This is a genomic window from Atlanticothrix silvestris CENA357 (assembly GCF_016056295.1).
Taxonomy (GTDB): domain Bacteria; phylum Cyanobacteriota; class Cyanobacteriia; order Cyanobacteriales; family Nostocaceae; genus Atlanticothrix; species Atlanticothrix silvestris.
This window is the reverse complement of sequence record NZ_JAECZB010000075.1, coordinates 1-19,534: the sequence shown is the minus strand read 5'-3', so window position 1 is coordinate 19,534 and position 19,534 is coordinate 1. Positions and strand designations below refer to the sequence as shown.

General features: G+C 40.3%; 17 protein-coding genes. 8 read left to right on the top strand and 9 right to left on the bottom strand.

Annotated elements, in window-relative coordinates; translation table 11 throughout:
- Positions 1 to 326: 326 nt before the first annotated feature.
- Complete coding sequence (locus tag I8751_RS19255; RefSeq protein ID WP_214440728.1) at positions 327 to 3,884, top strand: AAA-like domain-containing protein; 3,558 nt, start codon at positions 327 to 329, stop codon at positions 3,882 to 3,884.
- A 67-nt stretch (positions 3,885 to 3,951) separates the two neighbouring features.
- Here the strand turns inward: I8751_RS19255 and I8751_RS19250 are convergent, their stop codons facing one another.
- The 3 genes from I8751_RS19250 to I8751_RS19240 form a co-directional block, all read right to left on the bottom strand.
- A complete protein-coding gene (locus I8751_RS19250) occupies positions 3,952 to 4,893 on the bottom strand; it encodes an N-acetylglucosamine kinase (protein WP_214440727.1) in 942 nt (313 codons plus the stop codon).
- 67 nt (positions 4,894 to 4,960) lie between these two features.
- Positions 4,961 to 6,232 (bottom strand): MFS transporter, encoded by a 1,272-nt coding sequence (locus tag I8751_RS19245; RefSeq protein WP_214440726.1) that lies wholly within the window; start codon positions 6,230 to 6,232, stop codon positions 4,961 to 4,963.
- Positions 6,233 to 6,280: 48 nt separating this feature from the next.
- On the bottom strand, positions 6,281 to 6,706 hold the full coding sequence (locus tag I8751_RS19240; protein WP_214440725.1) for a GxxExxY protein: 426 nt from the start codon (positions 6,704 to 6,706) through the stop codon (positions 6,281 to 6,283).
- Positions 6,707 to 6,767: 61 nt separating this feature from the next.
- Here I8751_RS19240 and I8751_RS19235 point away from each other — a divergent pair, with 61 nt between their 5' ends.
- Both I8751_RS19235 and I8751_RS19230 read left to right on the top strand, forming a co-directional pair.
- On the top strand, positions 6,768 to 9,779 hold the full coding sequence (locus tag I8751_RS19235) for a valine--tRNA ligase (protein WP_214440724.1): 3,012 nt from the start codon (positions 6,768 to 6,770) through the stop codon (positions 9,777 to 9,779).
- A gap of 406 nt (positions 9,780 to 10,185) precedes the next feature.
- On the top strand, positions 10,186 to 10,626 hold the full coding sequence (locus I8751_RS19230; protein ID WP_214440723.1) for a hypothetical protein: 441 nt from the start codon (positions 10,186 to 10,188) through the stop codon (positions 10,624 to 10,626).
- Between the two features lie 99 nt (positions 10,627 to 10,725).
- Here I8751_RS19230 and I8751_RS19225 read toward each other — a convergent pair whose 3' ends face one another.
- The 3 genes from I8751_RS19225 to I8751_RS19215 form a co-directional block, all read right to left on the bottom strand.
- Positions 10,726 to 11,055, bottom strand: a complete 330-nt coding sequence (locus I8751_RS19225; protein WP_214440722.1) for a hypothetical protein — start codon at positions 11,053 to 11,055, stop codon at positions 10,726 to 10,728.
- Between the two features lie 188 nt (positions 11,056 to 11,243).
- A complete protein-coding gene (locus tag I8751_RS19220) occupies positions 11,244 to 11,717 on the bottom strand; it encodes a hypothetical protein (protein WP_214440721.1) in 474 nt (157 codons plus the stop codon).
- 105 nt (positions 11,718 to 11,822) lie between these two features.
- The gene (locus I8751_RS19215; protein WP_214440720.1) at positions 11,823 to 12,611 is read right to left on the bottom strand and encodes a hypothetical protein; all 789 of its coding nucleotides are present in this window, start codon (positions 12,609 to 12,611) and stop codon (positions 11,823 to 11,825) included.
- Between the two features lie 81 nt (positions 12,612 to 12,692).
- On the opposite strand from I8751_RS19215, the gene I8751_RS19210 reads away from it, so the two are divergent.
- The 5 genes from I8751_RS19210 (at position 12,693) to I8751_RS19190 (ending at position 17,226) form a co-directional block, all read left to right on the top strand.
- On the top strand, positions 12,693 to 13,856 hold the full coding sequence (locus I8751_RS19210) for a sigma-70 family RNA polymerase sigma factor (RefSeq protein ID WP_214440719.1): 1,164 nt from the start codon (positions 12,693 to 12,695) through the stop codon (positions 13,854 to 13,856).
- Positions 13,857 to 13,951: 95 nt separating this feature from the next.
- Positions 13,952 to 15,112, top strand: coding sequence for a DUF1822 family protein (locus tag I8751_RS19205; RefSeq protein WP_214440718.1), 1,161 nt, complete (start codon positions 13,952 to 13,954; stop codon positions 15,110 to 15,112).
- Between the two features lie 74 nt (positions 15,113 to 15,186).
- Positions 15,187 to 15,654 carry a DUF4870 domain-containing protein gene (locus I8751_RS19200; protein ID WP_214440717.1) on the top strand — a complete coding sequence of 156 codons (468 nt, stop codon included), beginning with the start codon at positions 15,187 to 15,189 and terminating at the stop codon, positions 15,652 to 15,654.
- A gap of 98 nt (positions 15,655 to 15,752) precedes the next feature.
- Positions 15,753 to 16,865, top strand: a complete 1,113-nt coding sequence (locus I8751_RS19195) for a Gfo/Idh/MocA family protein (RefSeq protein WP_214440716.1) — start codon at positions 15,753 to 15,755, stop codon at positions 16,863 to 16,865.
- Positions 16,866 to 16,878: 13 nt separating this feature from the next.
- The gene (locus I8751_RS19190) at positions 16,879 to 17,226 is read left to right on the top strand and encodes a hypothetical protein (protein WP_225894258.1); all 348 of its coding nucleotides are present in this window, start codon (positions 16,879 to 16,881) and stop codon (positions 17,224 to 17,226) included.
- A gap of 78 nt (positions 17,227 to 17,304) precedes the next feature.
- Here I8751_RS19190 and I8751_RS19185 read toward each other — a convergent pair whose 3' ends face one another.
- The 3 genes from I8751_RS19185 to tnpA all read right to left on the bottom strand — a co-directional run.
- Positions 17,305 to 18,129, bottom strand: a complete 825-nt coding sequence (locus tag I8751_RS19185) for a hypothetical protein (RefSeq protein WP_214440715.1) — start codon at positions 18,127 to 18,129, stop codon at positions 17,305 to 17,307.
- Positions 18,130 to 18,592: 463 nt separating this feature from the next.
- Positions 18,593 to 18,967, bottom strand: coding sequence for a DUF4870 domain-containing protein (locus I8751_RS19180; RefSeq protein ID WP_214440714.1), 375 nt, complete (start codon positions 18,965 to 18,967; stop codon positions 18,593 to 18,595).
- A gap of 327 nt (positions 18,968 to 19,294) precedes the next feature.
- Positions 19,295 to 19,534, bottom strand: a 240-nt coding sequence (gene tnpA / locus I8751_RS19175) for an IS200/IS605 family transposase (RefSeq protein WP_214440713.1), incomplete at its 5' end; no start/stop codon positions are given.

The window sequence follows — 19,534 nt, the reverse complement described above, 5'->3', positions numbered from 1 at the left end:
GTTTTAGCCTTGTTGATCTTTCTTAAGGTAATTGTGTTTTTTCCCATCAGCTTACTTATTCTTGAAAGTATGTTTAAGCTTAAAGTCTGATTCAATAAAGATTTTTTGTTTGAAAATACCAGCAATTATAGTTAAATATCTAAGTGCAAAAATAGAAAAACAAAGAAGTAAGTTTAAGACAATTAAGACAGTTAATAATAAATGCATAATTTATTGTAAAAAATATAAAAGCAATATAGATTCTTGGAAAAAATAAATTTTAAATATCAAGTCTTTAGGCTTTATCTATGAGGTATTCTGGATTCTGTGTTCTGAGTTCTTCTTAAATGAGATATCAGGTTGGTGGCAGTCTCCACAGTGATGATCCCACATACGTTGTTCGTCAGGCAGACGAACAACTTTATGCCAGTCTAAAGGCAGGCGATTTTTGTTATGTCCTAAATTCTCGCCAGATGGGTAAGTCATCTCTATTACAACGAACTTGTAAACGTTTAAAAACAGAAGGTTATGAATGCGTTTATTTAGATGTGACGCGGTTGGGGAGTGAAAATACTACTCCAGAGCAATGGTACAAAGGCATCATCATCAGCTTGTTCTACAGCTTAAATCTGGCGGAAAAAGTCAGTTTTCAGCATTGGTGGGATATGCAAGCAGGTCTTTCGCCGGTGCAAAAATTACACCATTTTGTTGAAGAAGTATTACTGCCAAATGTTCAAAGCTATTCTTTAAAAGACAAGAAAGCTGGACGCATTTTCATCTTCATTGATGAAATTGACAGTCTGCTGAGCTTGAATTTTCCTGTAAGCGACTTTTTTGCCTGGATTCGTCATTGCTACAACCAGCAGGCAAGTGACCCGAATTTCCAACGCTTAGGATTTGCATTATTTGGTGTAGTCACTCCGTCAGACTTAATTGCAGACAAACGTCGCACACCCTTTAATATTGGGACAGCCATTGAGTTATACGGCTTTCAATTACATGAAGCTACACCATTGCTCGGAGGATTAAAAGGAGTAATTAGCCAGCCAGAAGCAGTGTTGCGAGAGATTATTTACTGGACAGGAGGACAACCGTTTCTTACTCAAAAACTCTGTCAGATCATTGTTCAAACTACCGTAGGAAAATCAAAACAAACAATTGATTTACCGCCACAAACAGAAACATTTTGGGTAGAGCAATTAGTGCGATCGCACATTATCCAACATTGGGAAGCCAAAGATGAACCAGAACACCTCCGTACTATCCGCGATCGCTTACTGTTCAACGAAAACCAGTCAAGACGGTTATTAGGTCTTTATCAACAGGTGTTACAAGCAGAGGAACCAGGAAACAAAGACATACTTAATCATCTTTGCGTACCTGTGGGTGACAGTCGAGAACAAACAGAACTTTTGTTATCAGGATTAATTGAGAAGTACAACGGCTACCTGAGAATTAAAAATTCTATTTACCGCAGTGTCTTCAACTCTGAATGGGTAACTAGGCAGTTAAATAATTTACGCCCTTACTCCCAGGCATTCAATGCTTGGGTAGCGTCAGGCTATCAGGATGAATCACGTTTACTACGGGGACAAGCATTGCGAGAGGTTTTAGACTGGACTCAGCGCCGCAGTCTCAGTGATTTAGACTATCGATTTTTGGCAGCTAGCCAAGAACTAGAACGCCAAGAAACCAAGCGAAAACTAGAAGCAGAACGATTGCAAGAAACTGAAGCCCGGCTGGCCAGCGAGCAAAAGAGTGCACGCTGGATGAGATGGTTGCTAACAGGAATGACAATTAAATTCCTTGCCGCAGTTGTACTGGGAGGTATTGCATTTTACCAATATCAACAGGCAACAAACAGTGAAGTACAGGCGATCGCTGCTGCTTCCAATGGCAGCTTTGATTCCAATCAACGTCTAGATGCTCTAGTGCAAGCAATTCAAACTCGGCTGAAATTCCAACAGCTGCATCTTTGGAATCAGGCAAACGTAAATGCCTTGGATCGCCAAACTCGCAAAGTCTTGGAACAAGCAGTCTATGGTGCTAGTGAATTTAATCGCTTATCGGGACATCGAGGAATTGTTTTAGGAGTTGATTTTAGTCCAGATGGTAAGTGGATTGTTTCATCTAGCATTGATCGTACAGTCAAACTTTGGCGGCGAGATGGCACACTGGTGAGAACATTACCACACTCTACAGCATTAAATAGCGTTCGCTTTAGCCCCGATAGTCGGCAGATTGTTGTTGCTGGTATTGATGGCCTTGTCCGTCTTTGGACGATAGATGGTAAATTGCTGACAATCCTCAAAGGACATAAGTCTGCGGTGTGGCGAGTTGCCTTTAGCCCTGATGGCCAAACAATTGCCTCTGCCAGTGGGGATTTTAGCGTCAAGCTTTGGCGACGAGATGGCACTTTGCTCAGAACCCTCAAACACGAGCGTAGTGTATGGGGAATTGCCTTCAGCCCCGATGGTCAAACCCTTGCCTCTTCGATGGTAGGTGGCACTAATAAGCTCTGGCGATTAGATGGAACGCTGATCAAAACATTCACAGCCGGACAGGCAACAATTTGGAATGTTGCTTTTAGCCCCGATGGCAAAACTTTTATATCTGGTGGTGCAGATAATATAGTACGGTTGTGGAATCAAGACGGCACATTGCTAAGAAATTTTACGGGACATACATCTGAAGTCTTTAATGTGGCTTTCAGCCCTGATGGAAAAATGATTGCTTCTACTGGTACAGATAAAACCATCAAAATCTGGCGAATAGATGGTACTTTAGTGCGAACTTTGCGGGGTCATACTTCCAACATTCAAGCGATCGCCTTTAGTCCTGATAGTCAAGAAATTGCTTCTGCTAGCCACGACAACACCATTCGACTCTGGAAAGTCAACCCACCCTTAGTTAAATTTTTGCATGGTCATCAAGAAATGGTCTGGGGGGTGGCATTCAGTCTTGATGGCCAAACCCTAGCCTCCGTTGCTGGCAAACAAGTCAAACTCTGGCGGCGTGACGGTTCTTTGGCGAAAACCATTGTTGAAAAAGATTCCCGGATGCTCAGTCTTAGCTTTAGCCCTGATGGTCAGACTCTAGCAATTGTAGGTTCTGGCGGCGCTGTTAGATTATGGCAGCTAAACCGCAATCAGCAAACAATTCTCAATGGCCCAGGTATTGGTCTTTTAGGTATTAGCTACAGTCCTGATAGCAAAAGTCTGGTAACTGTGGGATTTGATGGCCAACTAAGACTGTGGCAACGCAATTCTAATGGACAGTTTCAATTAAACCAAACTATTCCAGCACACACAGCCCGCACTTGGGATGTTGCTTATAGTTCAGATGGGCAGTTTATTGCTTCCGCTAGTGGTGATGGCACCGTCAAACTTTGGGTTTCGCAAACAAGCGATCGCCTTTTAGAAAAACCCTATCGAACATTAACAGGACATAATAGTGAAGTGTTTGGTGTGGCGATTAGCCCAGATAGTCAATTTATTGCCTCTGCTAGCGGCGATGGCACCGTCAAACTTTGGAAACGAGGCGGTGATTTGGTACGAATTTTTGATGGTAAAAGCATTGGTTTAACCAGAGTGGCCTTTAGCCCTGATGGTCAAATGTTAGCGGCTGCCAGTTTTGATAATACGATCAAAGTTTGGAAAACCGATGGTACTTTGCTCGCCACCCTTAATGGACATACCTCTAACGTTAGTGCTGTTGCTTTCAGCCCCGATGGCAAAACCCTAGCTTCTGGTGGAGATGACCAAATTGTTCTGATGTGGGATTTGGAGCAAATTCTCAATCTCGATCTCTTAAAATCCGGCTGTAACTTGGTGCGGGATTATTTACAAACCAACCCAGAAGTCAAAGCAGGCGATCGCTTAATTTGTAATCAACAAAAAAAGTAGAGTCAAGCGATCGCTAATTTTAGGTTAATTCAACATTATGGGTATAGGCGATCGCACTTTCATGTACCTAACTTAATTTCTGCAATGCTAATAAACCAGCACCATAAGCGGGTTCAGATCTCGGAAAAATCACTTTTACACGAGGAAAATTATTAATAATAGATGCTGCAAATCTTTCATGCATTTTGCATCTACCACGCCAAACACTTCCTGCTGTGACGACTTCTAAAACTGAGTCATGATTAAAAATTGCATTAATTACTGTAGAAGTCGCTTTTACCAACTCTTGGACAGCATCGTCAATTATTTTATTTGCTACTTCGTCACCTAATGCTGCTACTAAATCTATGATTGGTGCCAAAGCTGCTATTTCTTTCACTCCCCATCCTCGCCGATAAATAACTTCTATTAAGTCTTCTATATTAGTCAAACGAAGATGCTGTTTAAAACTCTCTACTAGACTCGTTGATATCTCACGTCCATCATAAGATTTTAACGCTGCTTGCATCCCAGCAACAGCAATTTTATAAGCACTGCCTTCATCACCTAAAATATATCCCCAACCACCAACTCGTTTAGTATCTCCTTGATGGTTTCGTCCAAAAACTATCGAACCAGTACCAACAGCAACTACAATTCCGACATCATGGCCGATTCCGCCAACTAAGGCAATCAAAGCATCGTTGCAAATTACAATATTAGATGGTTGTAAATCCCAGATTATGGGCAGCAATTTACTATTTTGTAATTCTTGCACTAAAACCTTGACAACTTCGATATCTGTTACACGTCCTACACCTGCTAAACCCAAACAAATCGCTTCAATCGTGACCATGCTTGTGACAGCAGAGTGAATTGCAGATTGAATAGATTTTAATGTTGCGGCAATACCTATACTTTGATAGTTAGATGGGCCTGCTTCACCACGTCCTATCACTTGACGTGCATCATTCATCAGGACACAGACAGTCTTACTGCCACCACCATCTATTCCTAAAACATAACGCATAAAAATGAAAAATCAAAGTATTTATTTTAGGTTACGTTAGTGATAGTATAACGCACAAACATCAGTGTTAACTTGCTGGATTATTTTTTTCTGTTTTTAAAGGAATAAAAAAGAGAGTAATCATTCCAGGGATAGTGAATAAACAGACCAAAACGAAAAATAATGGATATCCCAATGCTTGTTGTAAGTAACCACTAATTAATCCGGGTATCATCATCCCTAAAGCCATAATGCCTGTAGATATAGCAAAATGAGATGTTTTATATTCACCTTGAGAAATGTACATTAAATAAACACTAAATGCTGTAAATCCCACTCCATAGCCAAATTGTTCTAAGGAAACTAAAGCAGATACTAATGCTAATGAAGGCTTAGTGTAAGCAAGATATACATAAAATAAATCAGGTAAGTTTAATGCTAAAGCCATAGGTAACAGACATTTTTTTAAACCATACTTGGCAATTAGCAAGCCTCCTAATATGCCACCAAAAATCAGCGATAATACGCCAAATGTTCCATAAACTAATCCTACCTCTGATGTTGTCAGTCCTATTCCGCCTACTTCTGGTTTATCCAATAAAAATAAAGAAGCTATCTTGACCAGCATTGCCTCACCTAATCTGTAGAGTAAGATAAATGCTAAAATAGCTATAATCTTTTCTTGAGCAAAATATGAGCTAATAATTGGCCAAAATGGAATTTTATCTGTTGCTTGTGGCTGTCGTTCAGTATCTGATTCAGGCAAAGGTAAAACTAGACGATGGAAAATAAAAAATATCGCTAAAATCAACGCCGAGCAGCCAATAGCTAGAGTCCAGCTTAAAGGAATATTATTGAGAGAGACTTCAAGCTGACCAGCTACAACTACTAAAATCCCAGAACTAAAAATTACAGCTAGTCTATAAGCAAGCGAGCGAATACCGACAAAAAAAGCTTGTTGTTCTGGACTTAAAGCCAGTAGATAAAAACCATCTGTGGCGATGTCATAAGTTGCTGAAATAAATGCACCAATTGTTAATGCGGCTAGGGAGATGAAAAAGAAATTTGGCAGTTGTAAACAAAAGGCTACTAATCCCAAAGCACAGAACATGGCAAATTGGGTATAGAGTATCCATCTTCTTTTGGTCGAGTAAATATCGACAATTGGCCCCCAAAACATTTTAATTACCCAAGGTAAGTAGAGGAAGCTTGTCCACAGAGTAATTTGGGCATTATCTATGCCGAGTTTTTTGTAAAAAATTACGGAGACTGTGTTGATAATGACGTAGGGTAAGCCGGAGGCAAAGTATAACGTGGGGATGTAAAACCAGGGGGTGTGGGGGATGGTTGAGTGTTTCATGGATTTTTTTTAACGAACCGCCAAGACGCCAAGAGCGCCAAGAGAATATTAAGAGTACAGGATAATACGCTTGATGCCTTCTTTGAGGAGAGGGACGTTAAAGTTGATGAGGAGTGCTAGGGGATAATTAGTCATTCTGAGGTAAGAGATGACTTGAGCTTCGTGAATTGGGGCTAAATTCTGAACAGCTTTTAATTCTACAACTAGACAATTGGCAACCAAAAAATCTAATCTGCCCTTCCCTACCTCATGTCCTTTGTAATTTACTGTTACCGATTTCTCAACAACATGAGGTATCCCGCACCTGAAAAATTCTATAATTAGTGCCTCCTTATACACCTCCTCCAAAAACCCTGGCCCCAACACCCGATGCACCTCAATTGCAGCCCCAATCACAGCATAAGCAAGTCTATCAATCTCTTGACTTGGTTCCTCTTTCTTGGCGTTCTTGGCATCTTGGCGGTTCGTTTCCATTAAACCCTCTCCAACCCTATGGCAAAATTTATTAAAGTCCTTCCACCTTAGTTTTCCCAGCATGACCGCAACCATTCCCAATCTCCCTAGCCTCTACGACCCCTTTACCACCGAAGCCAAGTGGCAAAAATTCTGGGAAGAAAACCAAGTTTACAAAGCTGACCCTAATCATGGCGGCGAACCTTATTGCATTGTGATTCCACCGCCGAATGTTACTGGTAGCTTGCACATAGGTCACGCTTTTGAGTGTGCCTTAATTGATGTCCTCATCCGCTACCACCGGATGCAGGGACGTAATACCTTATGGCTACCTGGAACCGACCACGCCAGCATCGCCGTTCACACGATGCTAGAAAAGCAACTCAAAAAAGAAGGTAAAACTCGCTACGAGTTAGGACGCGAACAATTCCTAGAACGCGCTTGGCAATGGAAAGCGGAGTCTAAGGGGACGATTCTGAATCAGCTGCGACGTTTGGGTGTCTCAGTAGACTGGTCGCGGGAACGCTTTACGATGGATGAGGGTTTATCGAAAGCTGTTTTGGAAGCTTTTGTGAGTCTCTATGAAGAAGGATTAATTTATCGGGGCGAGTACTTGGTAAACTGGTGTCCGGCTTCCCAGTCAGCGGTGTCTGATGTGGAGGTGGATAACCAAGAAGTTGACGGAAATCTTTGGCATTTCCGCTATCCTTTAACAGATAATTCTGGTTATGTGGAAGTAGCAACAACTCGACCAGAAACTATGTTGGGTGATACAGCTGTGGCAGTTAATCCCAATGATGAAAGATATCAGCATTTAATTGGTAAGACGCTAACTCTACCAATTATGCAACGGGAGATTCCTATCATTGGTGATGAGTTTGTTGACCCCACATTCGGGACGGGTTGCGTAAAGGTGACTCCCGCCCATGACCTCAATGATTTTGAAATGGGTAAACGTCACAATCTGCCGTTAATTAATATCCTTAATAAGGATGGCACACTCAACGAAAATGCTGGTGAGTTTCAAGGACAAGATCGTTTTGTCGCTAGAAAGAATGTGGTTTCTCGCCTAGAAGCAGATGGCGTTTTAGTGAAGGTAGAGAATTATAAGCATACCGTTCCTTATAGCGATCGCGGTAAAGTCCCAATTGAACCCCTGCTGTCAACTCAGTGGTTTGTCAAAATTCGCCCAATGGCAGACCAAGCTTTACAATTCCTCGACCAGCAAAGTTCTCCAGAGTTTGTCCCTCAACGCTGGACTAAGGTTTATCGTGATTGGTTAGTGAAACTCAAAGATTGGTGCATTTCTCGTCAATTATGGTGGGGGCATCAAATTCCGGCTTGGTATGCTGTTAGTGAAACTGGTGGTCAAATTACCGATAGCACGCCGTTTGTTGTCGCCAAATCAGCAGATGCAGCTTGGGAAAAAGCCAAATCACAATTTGGCGAAAATGTCCAGTTAGAACAAGACCCAGATGTATTGGATACTTGGTTTTCTTCGGGACTTTGGCCGTTTTCAACTTTAGGCTGGCCAGAACAAACCCAGGATTTAACTACTTATTACCCCACCAGTACTTTAGTTACAGGTTTTGATATCATCTTTTTCTGGGTTGCCAGAATGACCATGATGGCTGGTCATTTCACTGGACAAATGCCGTTTAAAGATGTTTACATCCACGGGCTAGTGCTGGATGAAAATGGCCAAAAAATGTCTAAGACTAAAGGTAATGGTATTGACCCATTATTATTAGTTAGCAAATATGGTACTGATGCCCTGCGCTACACAATGGTGAAGGAAGTTGTCGGTGCTGGTCAAAATATCCGGTTGGAATACGATCGCAAGAAGGATGAATCTGCATCAGTAGAAGCATCCCGTAACTTTGCTAACAAGTTGTGGAATGCGGCTCGGTTTGTGATGATGAACTTGGATGAACAGACACCGCAACAATTGGGTAAACCAATCCCTACAGAATTGAGCGATCGCTGGATTGTTTCGCGCTATCATCAAGTTGTCAAACAAACCACCAGTTACATCGACAATTACGGTTTAGGTGAAGCAGCGAAAGGGCTGTATGAATTTATCTGGGGTGATTTCTGTGATTGGTATATTGAACTAGTGAAATCTCGCCTCCAGCCAGGTGCAGACCCTTCCTCACGGCGAGTTGCTCAACAAATACTCGCTTATGTACTGGAAGGGATTTTGAAATTACTGCATCCCTTCATGCCACATATTACCGAAGAAATTTGGCAGACTCTTACCCAACAACCAGCAGATTCAAAACAAACTTTAGCTTTACAATCCTATCCTCAAGTTGATAATGAATTGATTGCTCCGGCTTTGGAAGAACAGTTTGAATTACTAATTGGCACTATCCGCACAATTCGGAATTTACGCGCTGAAGCTGATGTGAAACCAGGAGCGAAAGTAACTGCGAATTTGCAAAGTGAAAATGGCCAAGAAAGGCAAATTCTGACTGCCGGACAGGCTTACATTCAAGATTTGGCTAAGGTGGAGACTCTAACTATTGCTGATAAGCAAAAAACCCAGACAGCGACTGCGAAAAAGCCTCAGAGAGGTTTGAAAATCATTGGCTTAACCATCGTGGCGATTGTTTTTGGCAGGATAGGTTTAGCCATTGGTAATGCCATGAATGGAGTTTTTATCTTAGGAACTTTCTTTGAACTGGTTGGCTTGGTTTATGCTACTTGGTTTATTGCCCAAAACTTGCTCAATGCTCAGGCGAGACAACAGTTTTGGAACCGATTATTACTGCCAATTTTGGACAAGAACTTACCGCAAACAGAATCACCCCAGCCACAAGCACCAGAAAAAGCAATTTCTGGTGTGATTGGTACAGTACAAGTAGTAATTCCTTTGACTGGTGATGTTGTGGATATTGGCACATTACGTGCAAAGTTAGAAAAAAGCCTTAGCAAAGCTGAAGCAGAAGTTAATTCTCTCAGTGCGAGGTTAAGTAATTCTAATTTTGTGGATAAAGCCAGAGCAGATGTCGTAGAGGGAGCGCGAGATGCTTTAACTGAAGCTGAAAAACAAGTAGAAATTTTGCGCGCACGCCTTCAGGCGTTGCTGTAGGCATCGCCTGCGTGATCTAGCATAGCTGCAATGGGTAATGGGACAATTACAATAAGGCGAAAAACTTTTCCCATTACCCCTGCTCAATTCATCAAACGGTTTTTAGAAGAAACTTTATTTTTACCTCACCCACAGACCCATTCGTCATTAGGCGTTTTCCTTCGCGTAGCGTCTTTGTTAAAAGAAGGGTAGACGCAAACAAAAGCGCCTTTTATAGTCTAAACAAGTGAAAGCTGCTGTAATTATCAAAAAAGGGGTTGCATAAATGCGGGATGAATTGCCTCACGCAGAGGCGCAGAGAGAATAAGGAGTTTTAGATTTCAATACATAAATTTCATCCCTTGATTCAGCAACGCCCAAAAAACGTTTTTTATTTTAAATTTAAAATTGGAGCAAAGCAAATATCATGCTATATCTAGCCCAGGTACATAGAAATGAATTTTTAGATCAGTACCAATTGCGTTTGTTAGCACGTCAAGAAGTCGATCAAATCTGGGCAATTATTCCTGAAGAAGCTTTCATTCTGCTGGGGAAAGGAAATATTATGAGCGAAAAATTGCTAGTTTTAGTTGAGCTTTCCCCCACAGGTGACATCATTAGATTAGAAGATGCTACTAACTGGGTTTTACATTTAATCCAAGCCTATCTTAGTACTGGCATCACACCAGATTTTTTACAACAAGAAGCAGAACGGGCTGAACAGTGGCGACAATCATTGACTTTACAAAATCAAGATTTGGCACGTCGCTCTCTAGAATTAGAAGCTCGTCGTGAACAAATTCAAGCTTTAGAAGAAAGTATTAAGCGGGACAAAAACGGTTACAACAGAGATGAACAAAGTAGCTAGTAAGCGATCGCATTTTTTACTAGCAGCCAAAATGCTTCAGTAACCTTGATTAAACTCTAATACAAAATCTCTTAATAATAGTTGTCACCCTCAGCGATACTAATCTTTTTTGTTAGCATCTTCAAAGTCTGTTAAAGCGCAAGCAAACTCGCTGAAAGCTGTTTTAATCAACACTTCTCTCATTCCCCTATCTAGTGAAGAATTACGGATGAGGTCTGTTAATTCTACAAATAGTAGAGAAAACATGAAACGATCTTGGCGCTCTACCTGTTTTAAACAAGCTGATATAAACGCATAAAGCTCTGTTTTCCTAGGTTTAGTTTGTTCTTCCCATATTTGTAGCGCTAGTCGGAAAGTTTTCAAGCGTATCTCATTAGTATTGTAAGGTGTGTCTTTGTAGCGAATTGATACGCGTTGGGGCAATTCCATAATGTTTAGTACAAAGATGCAATATACATTATCTATTCAGTTGTATTTTGGTTCATCCGGAAAAAAATTTACCCAAAATTTAAGCCGGGAATCTTATTATGGTAAACAGGAGACAAGAGTTAGGATTCATTAACCATAATTTATACTCATTATCTCCTGCCTTTTGATCTTTTCATCCCAAGAGTTGATTATCTGAATTGAGTAGCAGGTAATTGACGAATATCCGCAGGAACTCTCACTTTAGTTTGTCGTTGAAAGTATTCACGGGAATAGTAATTTTGCCGACCACTATTATCTAAAAATTGAGTGTAGCCTTGCAACATTACTTGTTGACCTGCATGATTTAAAGTGAGTAAAGAATTGGCAAATCCCTTGTTATAGTTGGCTGTAGCATAACTATGATTCGTATCTTGGACATTGACACCATAGGTCAATAATGGTTTAGTTCCCCAATCACAATCACTAGGATGGCATTGGCCAAACACTCGAATATTTAATTTATTACTACCTGCTGAAGTGATGACCAAGCGGGTCACACCGCGAGTATTGGCATCTTTATTTACCCAAGTACCAACAAAATCGGCAGGTGCAGCTAAAGCAGGACTGAGTAAAGCAGCAGATAAGATTGCACCAGTAGCAAGAGTTAAAGAACTTTTCAACATTTTATTAACACTCCATTATTAGTAATTATTTTTTTGGCTATATATAGCCTTTAATGAAATATTCGGTAGTTATAACCCTGATTAAACATCTGCATTTTTTAAGCCTTAGCGCCATTTTTCACTCCAAGCACCTGTAACATCAAAACCACCAGGAACAGGATTTAGCTTTAAGGAACCCCAAGCAAAGTTGTTACAAATAGGGCCAAAACCAGCGCCACAAATATCAGCAGCACCATGACCATTAAAAGAACGAGTACCGATGTGAGAATAAGTGGAACCTCCCCAGTTACCATTGCCAAACCAAGTTGTGTTATCTGGCCCGACGCGGAGAACACAACGCAAGCCAGAACCTTGGCGGCTTCCTGCAAGGTCAGAAACTTTATATTGATCAAAATATCCGCCACAAGTACGTGGTCTAGGCAAAGGATTGTAGTTTGTAGCCCTGACTAATTGCCATTCTTCATTCCATGCACCAGTCACACGAATTGTGGAACCCAGGATTTGCATTTTGAGATTACCTGGGAAGTTGTTATTGGTATTTTCTCCGTTGCCATAAATATCAGAAGCGAAACCGACAAGGTTAGAATTTCTGTAAATAGCTTGTCCAACATGGCGATAGGTTGCATTGCCCCACTTACCTTCGCCGTACCATGCTAGTCTGGGAACTGTAGTTCCTGGTTTCCCTTCGCTTAATTTGACGCAGCGGATACCAGAACCTTTGCGGTTATCTAAAGGTTTCACTATATATGTGCGAAGATAGCGACCACAACTAAAGCTAGGTGCTTGCACTAACTGCAAGTTTTCCAATACAGGTACTTGGGCAAAAACACTAGTTGCAGTAGACATGGCTACCATACTACCAAGTGTTAAAGATTTAAGTGTTAACCGAAGCATAGCTTTCATTCCTTGTAGTAAAGTTTGTGCAGGCGTTCAATAATGCCTTCACTTTTCCTATAGGTCGGTTTCCAATTTTTTATGCAACCTCGGCAAACCATTATTGAGATTTTTTCCACCTTTGTGCATCGCTTTAGTCATTGGGCGACAGAATCAAGATTGCGCCGCAGTATCAAAAGTTGTCTTTGTCATACACCAAAAGAAACTTCAAAAATTTTTTGGGTGCTGTACTGGTATAAGTTGTGGCAAGTTTCTGAAAGTAAACTTTTGGCTAAGCAACATCTGGCGGCTTATCTACAAGAATCCTGTTACTGGACATCCCAGAAAACAGCCGCTTGCTTTGTCAGTACGCAGTACAAGCTATCCGACTGTTTTCAGATTGCGATCGCCCAAGTTGATAGAATCCTCAAAGGTTTTAATCTCGATCAAGGCAGTACCCTGAAAAACTATGCCGCTATTATTTTTGGTAGTGCTATTCGTGAAACTTTACGCCAACGCCGCGAAGTTGATATCTGTACAGATTGGGGTTTGTTGCGAAAAATCTCTCAGAAGCGTTTACAAGAGTCTTTACAAAATGCGGGTTTATCTTCAGACACTATAGTTAGCTATATCCTGGCTTGGAACTGTTTCAAAACTCTCTATGTACCCACAAAAGCCAGTAACTCTCGGCAACTTTCAAGACCAGATGATGAAACTTGGGAGGCGATCGCTCAAACTTATAATTCACAAAGCGCTCAACAAGTCAACCCACAAACTCTAGAAAAGTGGCTACTAAGTATTGCTAAAGCTGCACGCAAGTATCTTTACCCCACTCCAGATTCACTAAATGTATCCAAAGGTGGTGATGATTCATGGGAGTTACTAGATAATCTACCAGGGACAGAACAACAATCCCTGATTAATGAAATTCTTACCCAAGAAGAAGAACAAACCCGAAAGTCTCAACAAGCTGATATTAACAACGTGTTAGTCGGGGCGATCGCTCAACTAGAACTGCAAGTACAACAGATTTTGCAACTATACTACGCTCAACAGTTAAATCAAGATACAATTGCCAAACAATTAGACATCAAGCAGTACACTGTTTCGCGGCGACTCACCAAAGCCAGAGAAACTCTGCTGCGGTCTTTGGCTAATTGGAGTCAAGAGACTCTGCATATTGCGGTTACATCAGACCTACTTACCAGTATGAGTAATGTGATGGAGGAATGGCTGCACAATTACTACGGTGTATCTCCTCACTAAACTTATGCTAAAACAGATTTTCATGCCTGTTCGGGGAACACAACCTTTCTCTGGTTGCCCCAACATACACTAAAAAGTTCCCCGGAGTAACCACTATGACCCGTGATACTAATATATTAAGTTTTGCTTCCACAGATTTAATTTTAGAAATCCCCCCTACAGCAAATCTTGATCGTCAAGCTTTTTCTCATCCTAGTTCTGGTTATCAAGCTTACCTAAATCAACTTTGTCTGAGTGCTGTTTTGCCTTGGCTGCAAGAGGATTTTACTCCCCAGGCAAAAGTTTGGCCAACTACCACTGCTTTACCCAGTTTTTGGGAATTGGTGAGTGGAACCGCAGTCACATTAGACGTAACTCGATTTATTTTGGTTCCCACCGAAACAATTGATTTAAGTGAATTGCGAGTCCCACAAGAATGGGTAGATATTCTTACTTGGGCTGGTGATTATTACTTAGGTGTGCAAGTAGATTCCGATGAAGGTTATGTCAGGGTTTGGGGCTACTGTACTCACGAACAACTGAAAACAAAAAGTAATTATGATGCCTGCGATCGCACTTATGCTTTAGATGCTGCTGATATGATCGCTGATATTAATGTGCTAACGGTGGCGCGGCAAATTTGCCCCCAGGAACCTACACGCAGCAACATTATGCCGCTGCCAACTTTACCACAAACACAAGCACAAAACCTGATTACTCGCCTGGGAAATCCAGAAATTATTACTCCCCGCTTAGCCGTCCCTTGGGAATTGTGGGGGAGATTAATTGAACATGGGGGCTGGCGACAAAGCTTATATGAACGACGTTTAGGATTGGCAGAACAGCGGTCAGTTTTGCAATGGTTGCAAAGTGGTATTTCTCAGGTAGCTGAAGCTATCGGCTGGGGACGCTTGAATCTAGAATTAAGTGCTGCTGGATCTCGGAGTATAGAAGAAAGACAACCAGGAGTCAGTTTATCACGCCAACTAGCGATCGCAGGTCAGTTATATGAATTGCTAATTACACCCCAAGGCGAACCAGACATACGATATTGGCGCTTTGAGTTGCGTAACATTACTGTAGGTGCAGCCATTCCTGGTGGTTTTAAGTTGAGACTGCTTACCGAAGATTTACAGCCTTTCCCTAACAACGAAGATATGGCTACCACTGCCGTAGAACAACTTTACATAGAAGTTGCTTTAGAACCGGGAGAGGGCATAGTCTGGGAAATAGAACCACTTCCAGAAAATTATGATCGAGAAATTTTGAGATTTTAAGCTTTTATTTGGCTGAGTTTACCGATAGTGTGGTTAAGGAATCGTTCCTTAAATCCATCTAAAAATAAAAAGCCATGAGAAAAAAACACAAACAGCAAATGCGTATAGGGGCGATGTTGTGTCATATCTCGGCTTTATTGGCGTGGGTATTATTGTTTGTTGTGGTGTTTATGGGCATTCCATTGTATTTGCCTTTGAATATCCTAGCACCATTGATAATTTGGCGATTCAAAAAATCACAATATCCTTGGATTGATTTTCAAGGCAAAGAATCTTTAAATTTTCAAATTTCACTGACTTTATATATTTTAATGGGAATCATTATATCTTTGTTATTAGTATTAGCTAGTTGTGGTATTGCAGTTACTACTGATGGTGAAGTCAATGAAATTAATACAGTTTTAGAAGGTTTATTATTTGTGTGGATGTGGCTAATTGTAATATTAATGTTAGTACAAGCATTTGTAGTCACTTTCGCCGCTATCAAAGCATATAAGGGACAACATTACCGCTATCCTTTAACTATGCGAGTTTTGCGGTAGATTGATTTATGCTACGCGTGTCAGTCGTCAATAGTCAGTTGTCAGCGATGCTGACTAAAGCTTTTATTAAATATTGGGTGTGAAACAGAAAAAATATCATGAATCAAAAGAAGATTGGCGTTGCAGTCATTGGCACTGGATTTGGTCAAAAAGTCCATATTCCCGGATTTCAGGCACATCATCGAACTGAAGTAGTTGCAGTTTATCATCGAGATATCAATAAAGCCAAAGCAGTTGCCGACTCTCATAATATTACTTACGCTTGTGATGCGATCGCAGATATTGTTGCATTACCGGAAGTACAAGCGCTCAGTATTGCCACACCGCCATTTTTGCACTATGAAATGGCAAAAACAGTGCTGCAAGCAGGCAAACATGTATTAATAGAAAAACCTTTAACTTTAAATGTATCTGAAGCTCAAGAATTATATCAATTAGCTAAAAATCAAGGCGTAACTGCGACTGTAGATTTTGAATTTCGTTTTGTACCGGAATGGCAGCTATTTGCAGAGATGTTATCAGCTGACTATGTAGGTAACAAGCGCTTAATTAAAATTGATTGGTTAGGTTCTTCCCGTGCAGATACTTCCAGACCTTGGAACTGGTATTCTTCCCAAGACAAAGGCGGTGGTGCATTAGGTTCTTTGGGTTCCCACGCCTTCGATTATATTTACTGGCTATTTGGGCCAGTACGCAGATTAAACGCTTATTTAAGTACTGCGATTCTGACGCGAGTTGATTCTGCTAGCAAAGAATTAAAGCCTGTAAATACTGACGATAACTGTCTGCTATCGCTGGAATTGGCAGATGGTACACCTTGCCAAGTTACCATCAGTGCAGTTGTTCATGCAGCTAGAACACATTGGGTAGAAGTGTATGGCGATCGCGGTACTTTAGTATTGGGAAGTGAAAATCAAAAAGACTACATACATGGATTTCATGTTTGGGGTTCCCAGGCTGGTCAACCTCTGAAGGAAATCGAAATACCCAGTCGGCTAACGTTTCCCCAACATTACAATGATGGTCGCATTTGTGCATTTATTCGTGTAGTAGACCAATGGGTACAGGGAATTGACAGCCGACAGCAAATAGTACCATCGCTGCGAGAAGGTGTTTATTCTCAGTTATTAATGGATTTATCCCATGAATCTCACGCTGCATCCCGATGGATAGATGTACCCACATTGAAAGCATATCTTACTGATAATTAGGCTGCGAAAACCCATGAATCTAGAGAATCTTCAAACAAAAGGAAAACAATTAATTGATAATATACTCAATATTATTCCAAAAAAAGGAAAAAAATTCTTTACTCAAGCAGCTTCTACCACACAAGAAAAAGCTAGTGAAATTACCGAAGAAGCTATCTTTACAGCTGTTGATCAAGCAATTAATGTTATTGAAATTGCTAGCAAAAGAGTCAGACAAAGAGACATTCCTACTGAAAAGGTAACACTAGAAGTTAGTGTAAAAATTGTAGGTCTAATTGAACTGAGAATGCGAGCAGATGTAGCAAATACAGAAGAAGCTAAAGAGGTAATTCTAGACGTTACTCATAATCCTCATCTTTAGTTCTGTTTTCACTAAAAATTTGTTAGGGTTCCCACTTGTAGTAAGAACCCATAGTTTTCAGAAATTATTGACTTCGACTTACTTAGCTATATCGGGAATGGCTGAAGGATATACAGATTCAGCAACTAGCACAGGCCTGTTTTTATATTCCACTTCTAGCTGCTTTTGCAAACCTGCATCCCAAGTCAAGTCGTAATCTCTTTCAATATCAGCAACAACAAATGGGCGTAGTGTACCAGCCACAACTATCTTCTCGCCTTCCTTAACAGGTGTTTGTCCCTTCGGAAATAAGACTAACAAATCCTGACCGCCAATTAGTTGATCTTCGTCAAGCGTAAATGCATTATTACCAACAATATCTTCAACTTCCGCAGGTACAGCAATTACTTTGTTGTAGTATGCACTTGGGTTTGTGCTGAGTTCACCAGGTTTGACTGCTGGAGCAATTGATTGAGCGATAATTGCTGGTTTACTTTCGTATTCTCGATACAAATTTGGATCTAAATCCAAACTGTACTCTTTTTCAATATCAGTAGCTACAAACTTAGCAACCTTCCCTGTTACTTGAAGTTCTGCATTTTCAGGAAGAGTAGCAGGCTGTCCTGAAGCATTAACAACTAAGATAGTTTCACCGCCAAAAAATTGATTGTCACTAACAGTGAATGTAGTCGGACTAATTTTACGTACAGGTTCACTTCTAATAGTTACAGTTTGACCTAAGAGTTCGTTAGTGTTGTCAGCTACTTCCTCTGTGGTAACGTTACCTTGGGGTTCTTCTGGGTTTCTGGTTTCTAGATTATTTGTACAAGCAGGAAGAAGTAGAGCCATTATTGCTAGGCTGACAGCACTTGTACGGATATTTTTCAAACCGCTGAAAGGGTTATGATGATATCTATTTAACATTGAACAATCTCCTAGTAATACTTCGCTAAACTTCTGCAAAATTGAACTGTGAAATATGCGTTAATTCACGGCATAGACAGACAAATTTTATCGCTGGTAGGTAATATTAGTTGCCTTCTGAGTATTTTTATGTGCAGGCAACATTTTTTTGATATCTCTACCATAAATTGTTAATCTTAATAATATAGGCAAAAAAATTAAATTACTTCTGCCCCAAGAAGGAAAAATTTTGATTATAGCTATTAAAATCCAGTAAAATTACTTTTTCGCTGAGAACAAAGTTATATTTGTATATCAAAACACTGAATTGCACTATATATCGATAGAGATAAGATAATCATCTACAGGATGAAATTTATTTTAATTAATATTTTTAGGTAAGTGCAATCGCATAATTAATAAAAAAGGGATATTGAAGTAAATCCCTTTTTTAAAAACAAATTTAGTTTTGCATTGTATGTGATTAAAATAATCGAAAAATAAACGGGTAACGAAATGGTTCATCAGGCTGACTAAAACAGTGTAGCAGCGCCCAAATTGTTAATCCCCAATGTAATAAAAAGCCCAAAGCAACAACAGGAAAAAACAAAATACCACCAAGACCAAAGGTGAGCCACGATAAAATTCCAAGTGGAATTCCAATTAAAGTTGCCCAGAACCAAACATTAAAGTGAAAATTAATTGATTCTTTTGCGTTGCTTTTAACAACTGGGTCGTCGGAGAGTAAGTTAATTACAATAGGAACACCAATCGAAAACAATGTCGTACTAAAGAAAATTGCTCCATGAGATAGCGACGACAACAATTTACGTTTATCAGTATTGTATGTAAATTGCATTTCTACGGTTCCTCTAACTAGTTTATAGTTTCTATTTTAACGGTTATTTAATAGGGCGAACATTACAGTTTACCGTACTAAGTTTTTCGGTTATTATTAAAGATTATAATTAAGTAAGTGGGTGAGAATAAATCAAACTATGTTAACTAATATAAAGTTAGCTAAATTTATCTCGTAGTAAGGGCTTTAGCCCTTTTCTTAGGACTTTAGTCCTTACGGGTTGTGATGCGTAAAGCCCACGCATTTTTAATCGGGGGATATAAGCGAACAGGCTGAACGCCACTTACTACAACGGGGGGAACCCCCGCAACGCAGTGGCTCATTTATTCAGCCGTGATGTGGGTCATTAATATACTCTAGAACCTTCTGTGTGCTGATTTTTTCTGTTGTGTCAAACATATATGAATGTGTCCACAAGCTAGGTAGTTTCATTAATTCTGGAAATTCTTGCTGTAAATATCTTGATGACCTGCCTTTAAATGCTTTCACTATTTGAGATATTGAGTGATGCGGGTCATACTCAACTAATAAATGAATATGGTCGGAGGCAATCTCTACTGCCTTGAT

Coding starts and splice junctions, on each gene's coding strand:
- I8751_RS19255 (WP_214440728.1), top strand. CDS start 327: ATGAGATATCAGGTTGGTGGCAGTCTCCACAGTGATGATCCCACATAC.
- I8751_RS19250 (WP_214440727.1), bottom strand. CDS start 4,893: ATGCGTTATGTTTTAGGAATAGATGGTGGTGGCAGTAAGACTGTCTGT.
- I8751_RS19245 (WP_214440726.1), bottom strand. CDS start 6,232: ATGAAACACTCAACCATCCCCCACACCCCCTGGTTTTACATCCCCACG.
- I8751_RS19240 (WP_214440725.1), bottom strand. CDS start 6,706: ATGGAAACGAACCGCCAAGATGCCAAGAACGCCAAGAAAGAGGAACCA.
- I8751_RS19235 (WP_214440724.1), top strand. CDS start 6,768: ATGACCGCAACCATTCCCAATCTCCCTAGCCTCTACGACCCCTTTACC.
- I8751_RS19230 (WP_214440723.1), top strand. CDS start 10,186: ATGCTATATCTAGCCCAGGTACATAGAAATGAATTTTTAGATCAGTAC.
- I8751_RS19225 (WP_214440722.1), bottom strand. CDS start 11,055: ATGGAATTGCCCCAACGCGTATCAATTCGCTACAAAGACACACCTTAC.
- I8751_RS19220 (WP_214440721.1), bottom strand. CDS start 11,717: ATGTTGAAAAGTTCTTTAACTCTTGCTACTGGTGCAATCTTATCTGCT.
- I8751_RS19215 (WP_214440720.1), bottom strand. CDS start 12,611: ATGCTTCGGTTAACACTTAAATCTTTAACACTTGGTAGTATGGTAGCC.
- I8751_RS19210 (WP_214440719.1), top strand. CDS start 12,693: ATGCAACCTCGGCAAACCATTATTGAGATTTTTTCCACCTTTGTGCAT.
- I8751_RS19205 (WP_214440718.1), top strand. CDS start 13,952: ATGACCCGTGATACTAATATATTAAGTTTTGCTTCCACAGATTTAATT.
- I8751_RS19200 (WP_214440717.1), top strand. CDS start 15,187: ATGAGAAAAAAACACAAACAGCAAATGCGTATAGGGGCGATGTTGTGT.
- I8751_RS19195 (WP_214440716.1), top strand. CDS start 15,753: ATGAATCAAAAGAAGATTGGCGTTGCAGTCATTGGCACTGGATTTGGT.
- I8751_RS19190 (WP_225894258.1), top strand. CDS start 16,879: ATGAATCTAGAGAATCTTCAAACAAAAGGAAAACAATTAATTGATAAT.
- I8751_RS19185 (WP_214440715.1), bottom strand. CDS start 18,129: ATGTTAAATAGATATCATCATAACCCTTTCAGCGGTTTGAAAAATATC.
- I8751_RS19180 (WP_214440714.1), bottom strand. CDS start 18,967: ATGCAATTTACATACAATACTGATAAACGTAAATTGTTGTCGTCGCTA.